This is a genomic window from Erythrobacter sp. S57(2025), assembly GCF_057365055.1.
Window position 1 is genome coordinate 541765 of the sequence record NZ_CP200299.1, and the last position, 13331, is coordinate 555095.

Genomic DNA, 13331 nt, shown 5'->3' on the forward strand with positions numbered 1-13331 from the left:
AAATAGAGGGTGAGAGAGATGAGAACGGCAATTTTCGCAGGCGTATGTTTGACGCTGACAGCGTGTTCAGAAACCGCAGAAAGCAATTTCGTCGTGCTGAGCGAGGCCGAGCGGCAAGAAGCTGCGACCGCATTTCTCGACAATGAAATTGGCGATCAATCCTCGCTCACCCGCGAAGAGCAGGAAGCCGAAATCGCTTGGTTTATGGAAGCGGCGACACCCTATCAGGGGATGGAAATCTCTGTTGTATCAGAAACCATCGCAACGCATGAATACGAATCGAAAGTGCTTGCTCCTGCCTTCTCGGCGATCACCGGTATCCGCGTGACGCACGATCTGATCGGAGAGGGCGATGTGGTCGAAAAGCTGCAAACCCAAATGCAATCAGATGAGAATATCTACGATGCTTATGTCAACGATTCAGATCTGATCGGCACCCATTGGCGATATCAGCAAGTCCGCAATTTGACCGATTGGATGGCAGGCGAGGGCGAGGATGTCACAAGCCCCACGCTCGACCTGCCCGATTTTATTGGAACCGACTTCACTACTGGACCTGACGGCAAGCTGTATCAGCTGCCAGACCAGCAATTCGCAAATCTTTATTGGTTCCGATATGATTGGTTCACCGATCCAGAGATCATGGCCGATTTCAGATCTGAGTATGGCTATGATCTTGGCGTGCCGGTCAACTGGTCCGCATATGAAGACATCGCCGAATTCTTTACTGGCAGAGAGATCGATGGCCAGACCGTTTACGGTAGTATGGATTATGGCAAGAAAGACCCTTCACTCGGCTGGCGCTTTACCGATGCCTGGATGTCGATGGCGGGTATGGGCTCCGTGGGTGAGCCCAATGGCTTGCCAGTCGACGAATGGGGCATCCGAGTAAACGACGCCTCGCAACCGGTTGGATCATGCGTTGCACGGGGCGGGGCAACCAATTCGCCCGCGGCCGTTTATGCAGTGGCAAAATACACCAAATGGCTAAACGAATATTCGCCTCCATCTGCTGCAGGTATGACCTTTTCAGAAGCCGGACCTGTGCCCGCTCAAGGCGCGATTGCGCAGCAGTTGTTCTGGTATACGACCTTCACTGCCAACATGGTCGGTGAAGAAGCCTCAGCGGTCCTTTATGATGATGGCACACCACGCTGGCGCATGGCGCCAAGTCCACACGGTGCTTATTGGGAAGAGGGCATGAAGGTCGGCTATCAGGATGCAGGGTCGTGGACGTTAATGAAGTCGACACCGGAAGACCGCGCGAAGGCTGCTTGGCTCTATGCGCAGTTCGTGACTTCGAAGACAGTGGATGTGAAAAAAGCCCATGTTGGCCTTACCTTTATCCGCGAATCCACCATACAACATGAGAGCTTCACCGAGCGCGCGCCGCGCCTTGGCGGGCTTGTGGAGTTCTACCGCTCGCCTGATCGCACCCGTTGGTCGCCCACCGGTACTAATGTCCCTGATTACCCGCGTTTAGCGCAGCTTTGGTGGCAGAATATTGGCGATGCTTCATCGGGCACGAAGTCACCTCAAGCAGCGCTTGATGCGCTTTGTGAGCAACAAGAACGCGTGCTTGAACGGCTAGAGCGCGCCGGATTGCAGGGCGATCTCGGGCCGAAACTCAATGAAGAGCGCGGCGCGGATTATTGGCTGAGCCAGCCGGGATCACCCAAGGCAAAGCTCGCAAACGAAGATCCAACACCGGTTACGATTGGCTATGATGAGCTGATCGAGACATGGCGTTGATTGGTCTGCATCGAAGCCTGAAAGCCGGACCTTACAGCTCTAACCGGACGCTGATTGTTAGATGGCGTCCGGGCTCGTTGCTACCAGAGCCGTGGGTGCGATACGCCTGATCCAGCAGATTGTTCATTGCAGTGTTAATGGACAAGCGGTCTGCGATCAGCGTGCCCGATTGCACATCAAGCAACTAATAGCCTGGCGTTCCGCCTGGTGGAATCCGCTCAAGGTCGGCAAGGTCGCCTGAGCAAAGCTCGTCAGCGCGATCAAACAGACTGAGTGTAACCCTCGCCCAGTGTGCATCGCGCGCCCACGCCAATGCGACGTTTCCGCTGAGTGGTTGAATGCGGCTGAGCGGTGCTGTCAGTGGGCCGTCCACCTTTGGTGTCGTGAGCCTACCGCGCAGCCATGAGGCATTGCCGTTGAACGAAGTCTCTTCAGACAGTCTCGCCTTCACCCCAAACTCGACGCCCGAGACGCGCCCTTCTGACGCGTTGTGCTTGGCCACTTCGGTCAGGCCATCACGAACCGTGCCTGTGGAAGCAGTTGAGATGTAGTCTCCGAGCCTTGTGCTGTAGGCGGTGGCAGACACCTCAATCGTGCGCGCTGCAAATCCGTATCAAATCTCAAACGTGTCAAAGCGTTCTAGCGATAGACCGAGGCTTGCGACTTCGATTTTATTCGAACGGCTACGGCCAAATCGGCTAACATCGGCGATATTGGGTGCGCGGAAGGAGCGGCTGATCGCGCTCCATAGACGGTGGTCTTGCGCGGAATACCGAGCGCAAACAGAGCCCGATAGATCTGAGCAACTTTGCCCAAATCTGATGGGCAGGTCGGTAACTGAATTGGCAATTTGCTCGACAGTTGCCTTCACAAACGAACCGCGCAAGCTGGTATCCACGGAGAAGTTTTCGCTCAACTGCGCGGCTCCGCGAACAAACATCCCTGCCTGATCATAGCGCGCATCGGTGCCGATGGGGCCTTGCAATCTGACACGTGTAGTTAGCCCATCAGCGGAGATGTCCCTGCGAACGTGCCACTGGTCTTCGCGCCTGTATTGGTGCGAGATGGTCATTTCAGCTGAGGTCAGCCATGCCATCTCGCTTTCAGTGCGCAGTTTTGCGTAGGTTAGTAAGCGCCAGTGATCTTTTTCACGAACAAGGTCCGTGCCGCGAACGGTTTCTTCAAGCGGCACGGATAACACCGTCGAACGGGTGCGCGGCACGTCGTTTTGCGACAAGTCGTGATAGTTGAGAATGGCTGTCCATCGCGGATTGATGGCAACATCCAATCGCGCGTCAAGGTTGCGTTCTGCGTAACCGATGGCAGGTATACGCCCCAAGCCAGCGGTGCTTGAATCGCCATAGTCACGCTCGCTCACTCCGCCACGAAATCCCCATGCGCCGCCTTCGCCAATGCCGACAGCGGTGCGCCAGACAACGCGGGCATCCCCACTAGAGGCGCGCATGGATTGCCCCCCATGTGCGGCGAAATCGTTGCCCTCAGTGGATTGGATGGCGCGCGTGGTCAGGTTTATGAGACCGCCAACCGCCTCGCTGCCAAAAAGCGCAGAAGACGGCCCCGAAATCAGCTCAATTTGCGCGAAGTATTCATTCGCGCCGTCTCGAAAGGTCGCGTTGTTATAGCGGATGCCATCTAGCACCAGCAGCGTGCGGTTGCCTGTGAAACCGCGAATATATGGTAAACCATGGCCTGAAGCTGTTTTTTTTGAAAGAGCACGCCGGGTTGATCTCGCAAAGCTTCGGGAACGGTGCGCGGCAATGTTCGCTCCAACTCGTTAAGGTCGATTACGTTGACGCGGAAGGGTTCTTCCTCAAGCGCGCGATCTGCCCGAGTGCCGGTGATAATGATGGATGGCCGCGTGCCTTCGGTAGTGTCCTCTGCGCTCAGAAGTTCTGGGCATGAGGCGGGCGCCAATGCGGCGGAGCAAAGCAAAGCTGAATTTTCGGCTTTGGTCATGGCATTGCATTCGCAGCCCGCCCAATATTCAACGCAATGTTTGCGTGATCAGGGCCAGGTCGGCACCCCGCTTCCGGGTGTGTATGGTGCGCCAAGTCCAGCAAGCTCATCTTCCAATGCCTGAACCCGCAGCTCAACATTGCGCAGCTGCGTCAGTGCTGATGCAAAGTCGCTCTTTGCAATCTCAAGCGCGCTCTGATCAGAGCCTGTGACAGGCGATTGATGCGACCATCCCCAGCCTCTGATCTGACCAATACGCGCAGCGATGGAGAAGGGAACAGGTTCGTTCCGGCTGCTTACGGAGCGATCACCGAACATTGCAACATCGGCCTCATCCAAAATTGTTTCGATCTGCTGGATAGAGGTGCGCTGCGTATCATTGGGCTTCTGTAATGCTTCGACGGCAACCTTGAGATGGGCCAGTCGGTTGCGCAATTCGCCTGAGGCGACACCTGCACCAGAGACTGCGCGCGAAAGCTCTGCGGTTTCCTGCTGAAATGCGAGGACGGCAGCGCGGTCTATGGCGAATTCTGAGCTGTTCTCCAGCGCTTTGACCGTGAAGCTTTGCGAAGAACCCAGCGGTGTGATCATGCCATTGATGCGTTTGCTCATCGTCACGGTGTAGGTGCCTGGCACAACCATCGGACCCATTGGCGCACTGCCAAAGATGCCGGGATCAGGCCGCGAAAGCTGGGCTGGGTCGGGCGCTTCATAACGCAAATCCCATGCGACCCGGTGTAAGCCAGCCGAATGCGGGCCTGTCATCCGGCGCACAATTTGGCCGTCTGCGTCCATGATCGTGAAGACGATAGCGGGGGCATCTTCGCGGTCCTCTGCGCGCAAAGTCTCCCATGAAGGGTAGGGCGTATCGCCGCCGGTTGCTTCGATCTCACGCTCGGCAGAGCGACGCGCATCGGAACGCGTCTCTAGCCCGTCACGTAGATTGTAGGTGAAGACCGCACCGAACGGAGGGTTTTCTGCATGCCAGAAATTGTCACCATTGGATGCTTTCGCGCCGCCCCACGTACCCCATAGGTCCCCTTCTACATAAAGCCACGGGTCACGAACTTCGAACAAGGTTGCTTCTGCACCCGCGACGCTAGAGGCGCTCGTACGCAGTGCAGAGTAGTCATCAAGAACATAGATGCCCCGACCAAAAGTGCCGACCACCAGATCATTTTCGCGCCGCTGAATTTCGATATCGCGCACGTCAATAGTAGGGAAATTGGCTTTGAGTTGCTGCCAATTACGTCCACCGTTTTGCGAATAGAAGAGACCAAACTCTGTCCCTACAAAGAGCAGGTTAGGGTCCACATGGTCCTCCGCGATCGTGTGAACCGATCCCCAATTGGGCAAATCACCTGCGATCGAAGTCCAAGTGCGGCCACGGTCTGAAGTACGGTAGATATAAGGATTATGGTCGCCGCGCTTATGATTGTCGAACGCGGCATAGGCGACATTGGCATTGTGAGTGGACGTGATGATGTCTTCAACCAGTGTCATCTCAGGCACACCGCGCACGCTTTCCAGCCTGCGCCAATTTGCGCCGTTATTCTCGGTGACGGAGATCACGCCATCATCGGTACCGACGTAGATCAAACCCTCAATCAGCGGGCTTTCAGAAAGCGCAATCGCAGCGCCGTAAATCGAGGTGGAATCGTTCTTTGCAATCGCATCGACGCTCCAAACACGGCCCATGACTTCCAGCGCGTTGCGATCAATCTGGCGGGTCAAATCAGGGCTGATCTTCTGCCATGAATTGCCGCGATCATTGGAAGCAAACAGATATTCAGCCGCGTAATAAATCCGATCAGGATTGTGTGGGCTAATGAGCAGCGGAGTGTTCCAGTTCCATTTATACGCGCTTTCGGCAGCCTCTGGTTGAGGCGTCAAGAAAACGCGCTCCTGCGTGCGCCGGTCATACCGGGCAAGACCGCCATATTGGTACTGCGTGTACACGATGTTGGGATCGCGTGGGTCGATTTGAGGCTTATACCCATCGCCCCCCAACACGATGTGCCAATCCGAATTGGTGATGCCGTGAACAAGGGTGGTTCGCGATGGACCGCATAGCGAGTTGTTGTCCTGCGTACCGCCGCACACATTGTAAAACGGGGCTGCGTTATCTGGCTGTACGCGGTAAAACTGAACAATCGGCAGATTGTCGATGTGACGCCACAATGTGCCACCGTCCCAACTTTCGTAAATGCCGCCATCGCCCCCGATGATCAGGTGGTTGGTGTTCCCCTCATCAATCCAAAGCGCATGATCATCCACGTGGCGCTGCGCCGCGCTAAGGTCAGTGAAAGTCTGCCCACCATCAGTTGACCGTTTTGAAAACGTGTCGAGTGAATAGAGTGTATTCTCGTCATTCGGATCGACGATGATCTCATTGTAATATTGCGGGCTGGTGGTCATGTGGCCGGATCGTTTGGTCCAGTTTTGGCCGAAATCGCTGGAGCGATAGACGCCGCGCTCATCATCTTGTGCTTCGATAATGGCATAGATCATGTCTGGGTTTGATGGTGCCATGGCAAGGCCGATGCGGCCCATGTCATCGCGCGGCATGCCAGAGGAAATCTCGCTCCAATTTTCGCCTCCATCTGTGGTCCGGTGGATGCCAGAACCGGGACCGCCATTGATCAGCACCCAAACATGCCTGCGGCGCTGATAGGATGAGGCGACAATGTGATCGAAATTGTCGGGATGAACGACGAATTCATTGATGCCGGTGTGCTGATCGATCTCTAGGATCAGCTCCCAGCTCTCCCCGCCATCGGTTGTTTTATACAGGCCGCGATCACCGCCTTCTGACCAAAGCGGACCTTGGCTGGCGACGAGTACGTGATTGGCGTCTTCGGGATTGATCCAGATCTGGCTGATATGACCTGAATCCTTCAGGCCCATATTGGTCCAAGTCGTGCCGCCATCCGTTGATTTGTAAACGCCATCGCCGAATGCAACCGAGCGCTGGGCGTTGTTCTCACCGGTTCCGACCCAGATCACCTTTTCATCCGAAGGTGCAATTTCGACAACGCCAATGGAATAGGTACCTTCTCGGTCAAAGATCGGCGTCCAGGTAACACCGGCATTTTCCGTGACCCATAACCCGCCAGATGCGGTGGCGACGATGTAGTGGTGGTGACCTCCGGAAAAGAAAGCGAAATCCGATATGCGACCAGAGGGATAAGCGGGCCCGATTAAGCGCAGCGGAAGCGATGAAAGGGAGCTGTCTTCATCCTCGTTTGACTGCGCACTGAGAGGTGAGACGAATGCAAGTCCGAGCATCGAAAATGCCAGTGCAAGCGCTTTAATTGCTCTCGTAATCGGTCCTGCCATGATTGCCCCAAATTCCCCAAGTCCATGTTGTATAATGGACCTTAGCCAACATCGGAAATTCCGCAATCGGATAACATTCTGACCTGTGATCGGGCTGCTGAGCGCTGTCTTTACCTTAAAGTTACCCGCAGTCCTTAACGAAACTGCCAAAATCCATAGCTTTGAGGAACACGATGGAACTTTCACGGCGCGGCCTGATGGCTGGAGCTTTGGCAAGCTCGGCTGCCGTTGGTCTGAGTGGATGCGCGACCGCTTCGTTTGGTTCGCGTTCTAGTTACCTTACCAATATTGTGGAGCCGCAGAACTACAACACGGTCTATCATTGGGTGGATGTGGTGATGCAGCAAGTGCGCGATCAGCGTGTTGCTCCGCCGCGTGCGGCATACAACTTTGCTGCGCCCATGGTCGCAGGGTTTGCGGCCGCTAACGGGATCATTGGGCGTTACACTATGCCTTATGACTTTGGTGAAGCTCCATTGGGTGCGGACCCTGAGGTGGCCTATAGCGTTGCCTTTGCTACAGCCGCATCGCAGTGTTTTGGCCAACCGTTCCTATGGGAGCGCAATAACTTCGTCGACAAGTTCGAGAGCAGCGAAGCCAAATCGCTTGGCATTCGCTGGGGGCGCCATGTCGGTATTGAAATCAATAAATTGCGCACTCACGACGGAGCAGAGCCGCATAAGGTCAATTTCTATCATGGCCGCTATCCACGCCGCGAAGATGTTCTGAAATGGGCACCCACGGGGCCAGTCTATGCCGCGCGTCCTGGTCCAGCGATTGAAAGCTATTCCCGCGGGCTTTTCCCTGGGCATGGGCAGATCAAGCCTTGGACAATGACCCATCCTGAGCAGTTTCGGGTGACCAATTTCCCCGACCCGCGCAGCTCGGAATTTGCTGAGCAATACGATCTCGTTCGTCGCCTGGGTGGCAAAGACAGCACAGTTCGGACTGAGGACGAGTCTGAAATTGCGCTGTTCTGGGAAGACGGTCCGTGGGGCATCACACCGCCAGGACATTTTGTCTATATCGCGCTGCAAGTGATGCAGGATCGAGGCTACGACTTCCTCGATCACGCCCGCCACTTTGCTTTCATGGGCGCTACGCAAGCGGACGCGTCGATAAATGCCTGGGACAGCAAATACCACCACGACATTGTCCGACCTGAAACAGCGATTTGCTTCAGAGCGCGTGAGTTTGGCAACTCCGACCCTCGTGTCGTGAGCCAGCGAAAGTGGGAAAGCTATATCCCCACACCCGGCTTTCCCGCTTACACTTCAGGCCATTCTACGTTTGGTGCGGCCGGGGTGGAAATGATCAAGCTGTTGATCGGGACGGATAGCGTCAATTTCAGCCATGAAAGCCCAGACCAAGTTTTGTGGCCAAGCCTGACAGGGAAGCGCCGTTACTTCACTTCCCTTGATCAAGCCGCAGATGAAAATGGCTGGAGCCGCCTATATGGCGGGGTTCACTGGCTGGCGGATCATGAAGCGGCGGATAAGGCCGGACGCGAGATCGCTCGCCATGCTCACCGCACAATGTTCCAGCGGAGGGTCTGAGCAATGCGAGCAGTCCTCTTAACTGCGCCCATTTGCGCAGCGTTGTTCGCCTGTCCAGCAGCGGCGCAATCGGTTGACCTCAATTATGACCGGCTTTCCTCTTTGGAAGAGCCAATTGCGTACGACTTTGAGGGCATCACGGTTGCGGTCACCGGTGTCGCTGATGTTCCCGTCCTTGCGCAATATGATCAAGTCACGGGTGGTGATGACGTGCGGATCGATGTCGAGTTCGTCGGTAATATTCAGATCAGCGCCGAAACACGGTTGAGCAATCGCTGGGATGTAGGTGTCACATATTTTGGCCAATATTCCACTGACCCTGACAACCTATTCCTTGGCGGTCCGATGGGTGCGAGCGACTACAACGATAATGTTGCAGGCTTCGCCCGAACCAGTTTTGGCACTGTGATCGGTGGCAATACTGCAAACCAAGTGCGCGAGATCACGCGTCGCCAGCGCGGTGTAGGCAATGGCTTTCTGGCATTTGACGATTTCTATGGTCAGCTTGACCGATGGGGCGGGGCCTATGTTGGACGGTTCGGTCCCAGCACATTAGGCATTGCGGTGGATGAGAATGGCGATTTTGAAGTGGGTGGGTTTTTCCAACGCCCATTAGCACAGCAGGATGTGCGCCTTGCAGGACGCGTTCGCCAAGGCCGCTTCACATCGTCAGATGGCATGACCCAGTTCGACACTCTTGGCGTCGGCGCTGTCGGTGAGATTGTTTATGGCAGCACTGTCTATGATCTTGGTGCAGGCTATGAACGGATCGAAAGCGCACTTACAAACTTTAATCGGTGGTTTATCTCAGGCGGGGTGCAAACTCAGCTGGGCGGGCTGCGGCTATCGAGCGAGGCGCATTATGGCGAAGCTGCAGGCCAGCAGGAGGTGTCTGCTAGCATTGGTGCAGCTTACGATATCGCGCGAGGATTTTCGCTCAATCTAGGCGTGAACGCAGAAGAGACGCGGATTGTCTCAGACGGCGTGAGTGTGGTCGAGACCGATCAGGTCAGCGCCGTTGCCTCAGCAAGGTATAGTTTCTGAGACAAGAACGCTCGACGTGTGCGCGGTGCTGTGTTTATGCGGCTGGCGCTGGATAAATGGCACATAGGAGCGAGTCTTGCCGATAATTGAAGCGCATGGTTATCGTCTGGAGTGCGCCCCTGAGGCAGGCGGTATTATTCGCGCTTTAAGCTGGAATGGCATTGATCTTCTTCGGCCATCGCCCGTAGGCAATGACGAGCCACTGGCCTCTGCATGCTTTCCTCTTGTGCCGTTTTCCAATCGTTTGTCTTGCGATGTACCCAGCGCTGCAGGGCCTATGCAATTGCCCCGCTATCTCGACGATAGCGAGTTTGCGATCCACGGTTTTGGTTGGCAGCGTATGTGGGAGACCGCGCAACGTGGTGCGAACTCAATTGAGTTGGTTCTGGAAGACAAGAGCTCACCTTGGCCAAGTGCTTATCGCGCCGTTCAACGCTTCACCCTTGCCGAGCATGGATTTGAGGCGGTGCTTACGCTCACCAATACAGGTGTAGGGCCAATGCCAGCGGGAATTGGATTTCATCCCTATTTCCCAAAGGATGACTGCGAAGCCGCGATGTACCTGCCTGTTAAGTGGGAGCAGGACGAACGTGGACTTCCGCTCCGTGAGATCGCCTCGGAATGGAGCAGAGGCGAAAGCCGCGAATTGGCGAAAATGCAATTAGATCATAGCTATTCGGGTTGGGATGGAAGCGCAGGATTGCACTGGCCTAAGAAAAAGCTGGCGATTGAGCTTAGCGCTGATGATAATCTGCGCGAACTTGTGATCTATAGTCCTGATGCGGACTATTTTTGTATCGAGCCTGTCAGCCACCTTACCGATGCGATGTTTGCCGATAGGCCTGAAAAACAGCGCGGCTGGCACGAGCTGCAACCGGGTGAAACCATGGCTGGTTCAATGCGGATTCGCGCGAGCGCGGTGGATTGAGGGCGGTTTAACTGACGCTTCACACAGGCCCGCCTTGCGCTAAAGAGGTGGCTGAAGAGAAGGAGCAATCCCCATGAAGACCAGAGCAGCTGTCGCCTTTGCGCCCAAGCAAAAGTTAGAGATTGTCGAGCTTGATTTAGAGGGACCCAAGGTTGGCGAAGTCCTCGTAGAGATTATGGCGACCGGCATTTGCCATACCGATGCCTACACCCTCGATGGCTTTGACAGCGAGGGTATCTTTCCAAGCATTCTGGGTCATGAAGGTGCTGGTGTGGTGCGCGAAGTCGGTGCGGGCGTCACATCCGTTGTGCCGGGCGACCATGTGATTCCGCTCTACACACCGGAATGCCGCCAGTGCAAAATGTGCCTGTCTGGCAAGACCAATCTGTGCAGCGCCATTCGTGCAACGCAGGGGCAGGGCCTGATGCCCGATGGCACATCGCGTTTCAGTTATAAGGGCGAGACGATTTACCACTACATGGGCTGCTCTACCTTCTCAAACTTCACCGTTTTGCCCGAAATCGCAGTCGCGAAAATTCGCACGGACGCGCCTTTTGAAAGCGCTTGCTATGTCGGCTGCGGCGTCACCACTGGAGTGGGCGCAGTGACCAACACGGCTAAAGTTCAACCCGGCGATAATGTGGTAGTCTTCGGTCTTGGCGGGATTGGCCTCAACGTCATCCAAGGCGCGAAGATGGCTGGTGCGGACAGGATTGTTGGCGTGGATATCAATCCGGACAAGCGGGAATGGGGTGAGAAGTTTGGCATGACCGACTTTGTGAACCCCAAGGAAACGGCCGATGTGGTCGCGCATTTGGTCGAACTGCTTGATGGCGGGGCCGACTATTCCTTCGATTGCACGGGCAATACCGACGTGATGCGCGATGCGTTGGAATGCTGTCACAAAGGGTGGGGAACTTCGATTATCATTGGCGTGGCTGAAGCGGGTAAGGAAATCGCGACGCGGCCATTCCAACTGGTCACAGGACGTAATTGGCGCGGGACGGCGTTTGGCGGAGCAAAAGGTCGCACAGATGTGCCAAAAATCGTCGATTGGTACATGAACGGAAAGATCGAAATTGACCCGATGATCACTCACACGTTGACACTAGAGGAAATCAACAGGGGGTTCGACTTGATGCATTCGGGCGAGAGCATTCGGTCAGTGGTGGTGTTTTAGCGGATCGTAAGCGCGATCACATTGCCGTTATCGCTGCGCACGTAACGGATATCTTCGCCCCAACTCTGCACAATCTTCAGCCCAACGCCGCCCCCGGTTTGTGTATCGGGGCGAGCAAGTGATGGCGCTTTGCTTGGGTCAAATGGCGGTCCATCATCCTCCAGCTCAACGAGCAAGCCATTCCCTTCTTCGCTTAGCTGCATGCTCAAAGAGACATCGGCGTCAGCGCCGCCATAACGTAAAGAGTTGGATACTAGCTCTTCAATCACGACCAATGCCTTGACACAGGCGCGTTCATCAAGGCAGCTTTCCATTAGGTAACCACGAGCAAATTCTAGCGCTTCCACAATGGCCTGGCGCGGATCGCGGTCCTTGGCAACGAATGCCGAAAAGTGTCTCTTGGCGTGCACCTTTTCATGCTAACAGACTTCCCGGGGGGAAGGGACATGAGAAATTTCAGTATTTTGATCGCAGCGATTACCGCGCTGTTTATGACACAACCTGCGCTGGCTGATATTGGCCGAGTGAAGAATGTGACGAGCGGCGTTGAGGTTGTTCGCGATGGCCGTACGATCACGGCTCGGCCCGGTTTGCGTTTGGAAGTGGGCGATGTAATCCGAACTGGGCGCCGCGGCCGTGTTGGCATCACAATGTCCGATGATACACGCATGGCGATGGGCCCTAACAGCCGCATCACACTTACTGAATATGTCTATGACCGCCGCCGCCAAACGGGGCGTTCCGTGACGTCAGTCAATCGCGGTACCTTGGGTATAAAATCAGGGAATATCACCCGCTCTGGCAGAGATCGCATGCGAGTGCGCACGCCAACTTCAACCCTTGGCGTACGTGGCACCACCTTTGTGGTGGAGGTGGCAGGATGATGCGCGCAGGATTAATGATTGGCGCAGCGGCCCTCTTATCAGGCTGCGTCTCCGGAGACCGCGTAACTTTGCTACCTCAGCCAGATGGTAGCCCCGTTGGGGAAGTCGCCGTTTTGAGCGGAGATGAGGGTGGCGAAGATCTTGCTATCCTTAACCAAGAAAACCAACAGGCGCGGTTGCTTGCCACGGGCGCGCGGGTGCGACAGCTTGCCAACGTTAAACCTGCTTATTCTGACCTCATCGACAGTCTACCTGTGGCCGCTGATGCGGTGGCCTTGCCTGGTTTTCGAACCGGCGTTGGCGGACTTACACCCGAACAGCAAAGCACAATTCGCGCGCATATGTGCAAGGTGCAGTTTTTGGATGGATGCGAGGATTTCTACCCCGCGGAATGCCGCACTGCGCAATCGTCGCCTGTTGAAGGATGTCCGCGCTCTGTACCAGGTTATCAGGTGCTTGTGCGAGGCTTCACCGATTCCGAAGGTGACGAAGACCTAAACCTGCGCCTGTCTCAAGAGCGTGCCGACGCGGTGGCGGCTTTTATGCGCGAGCAAGGATACGAAGTCGCAGCGGAAGACGTTCTAGGGATGGGTGAGTTCAGCGCTAAACGCGCCAATGGCGATGAGGTGCCTGACGCGCAGTACCGAAGGGTCGACGTAGTGATCCGCTAA

10 protein-coding genes and 1 pseudogene are annotated in these 13331 nt (G+C 55.6%); 7 read left to right on the top strand and 4 right to left on the bottom strand.

What is annotated here, in order from left to right; genetic code table 11:
• Positions 1-18 precede the first annotated feature (18 nt).
• Positions 19-1752 (top strand): ABC transporter substrate-binding protein, encoded by a 1734-nt coding sequence (locus AC0V6N_RS02525; protein ID WP_486170020.1) that lies wholly within the window; start codon positions 19-21, stop codon positions 1750-1752.
• A gap of 184 nt (positions 1753-1936) precedes the next feature.
• On the opposite strand, the pseudogene AC0V6N_RS02530 reads toward AC0V6N_RS02525, so the two are convergent.
• From AC0V6N_RS02530 to AC0V6N_RS02540, 3 genes and pseudogenes are all read right to left on the bottom strand, one after another.
• Positions 1937-3445: pseudogene (locus tag AC0V6N_RS02530) on the bottom strand (TonB-dependent receptor plug domain-containing protein).
• The gene (locus tag AC0V6N_RS02535; protein WP_486170021.1) at positions 3406-3729 is read right to left on the bottom strand and encodes a hypothetical protein; all 324 of its coding nucleotides are present in this window, start codon (positions 3727-3729) and stop codon (positions 3406-3408) included. Before AC0V6N_RS02535 ends, AC0V6N_RS02530 begins: the two are co-directional and overlap by 40 nt.
• Positions 3730-3777: 48 nt before the next feature.
• Positions 3778-7068 (bottom strand): VPS10 domain-containing protein, encoded by a 3291-nt coding sequence (locus AC0V6N_RS02540; protein WP_486170022.1) that lies wholly within the window; start codon positions 7066-7068, stop codon positions 3778-3780.
• A 173-nt stretch (positions 7069-7241) separates the two neighbouring features.
• Between AC0V6N_RS02540 and AC0V6N_RS02545 the strand changes: the two genes are divergently transcribed.
• From AC0V6N_RS02545 to AC0V6N_RS02560, 4 genes are all read left to right on the top strand, one after another.
• Positions 7242-8624 (top strand): vanadium-dependent haloperoxidase, encoded by a 1383-nt coding sequence (locus AC0V6N_RS02545; protein WP_486170023.1) that lies wholly within the window; start codon positions 7242-7244, stop codon positions 8622-8624.
• Between the two features lie 3 nt (positions 8625-8627).
• The gene (locus AC0V6N_RS02550; protein ID WP_486170024.1) at positions 8628-9668 is read left to right on the top strand and encodes a hypothetical protein; all 1041 of its coding nucleotides are present in this window, start codon (positions 8628-8630) and stop codon (positions 9666-9668) included.
• A 76-nt stretch (positions 9669-9744) separates the two neighbouring features.
• Positions 9745-10596: an aldose 1-epimerase gene (locus AC0V6N_RS02555; protein ID WP_486170025.1), complete on the top strand. Its 852-nt coding sequence runs from the start codon at positions 9745-9747 to the stop codon at positions 10594-10596.
• 73 nt (positions 10597-10669) lie between these two features.
• A complete protein-coding gene (locus AC0V6N_RS02560) occupies positions 10670-11776 on the top strand; it encodes an S-(hydroxymethyl)glutathione dehydrogenase/class III alcohol dehydrogenase (protein WP_486170026.1) in 1107 nt (368 codons plus the stop codon).
• Here the strand turns inward: AC0V6N_RS02560 and AC0V6N_RS02565 are convergent.
• Positions 11773-12186 (bottom strand): ATP-binding protein, encoded by a 414-nt coding sequence (locus AC0V6N_RS02565; RefSeq protein WP_486170027.1) that lies wholly within the window; start codon positions 12184-12186, stop codon positions 11773-11775. The genes AC0V6N_RS02560 and AC0V6N_RS02565 overlap by 4 nt on opposite strands.
• 36 nt (positions 12187-12222) lie before the next feature.
• On the opposite strand from AC0V6N_RS02565, the gene AC0V6N_RS02570 reads away from it, so the two are divergent.
• Together AC0V6N_RS02570 and AC0V6N_RS02575 are read left to right on the top strand one after the other, a co-directional pair.
• The gene (locus AC0V6N_RS02570) at positions 12223-12660 is read left to right on the top strand and encodes a FecR family protein (RefSeq protein ID WP_486170028.1); all 438 of its coding nucleotides are present in this window, start codon (positions 12223-12225) and stop codon (positions 12658-12660) included.
• Positions 12657-13331 carry an OmpA family protein gene (locus AC0V6N_RS02575; RefSeq protein WP_486170029.1) on the top strand — a complete coding sequence of 225 codons (675 nt, stop codon included), beginning with the start codon at positions 12657-12659 and terminating at the stop codon, positions 13329-13331. Before AC0V6N_RS02570 ends, AC0V6N_RS02575 begins: the two co-directional genes overlap by 4 nt.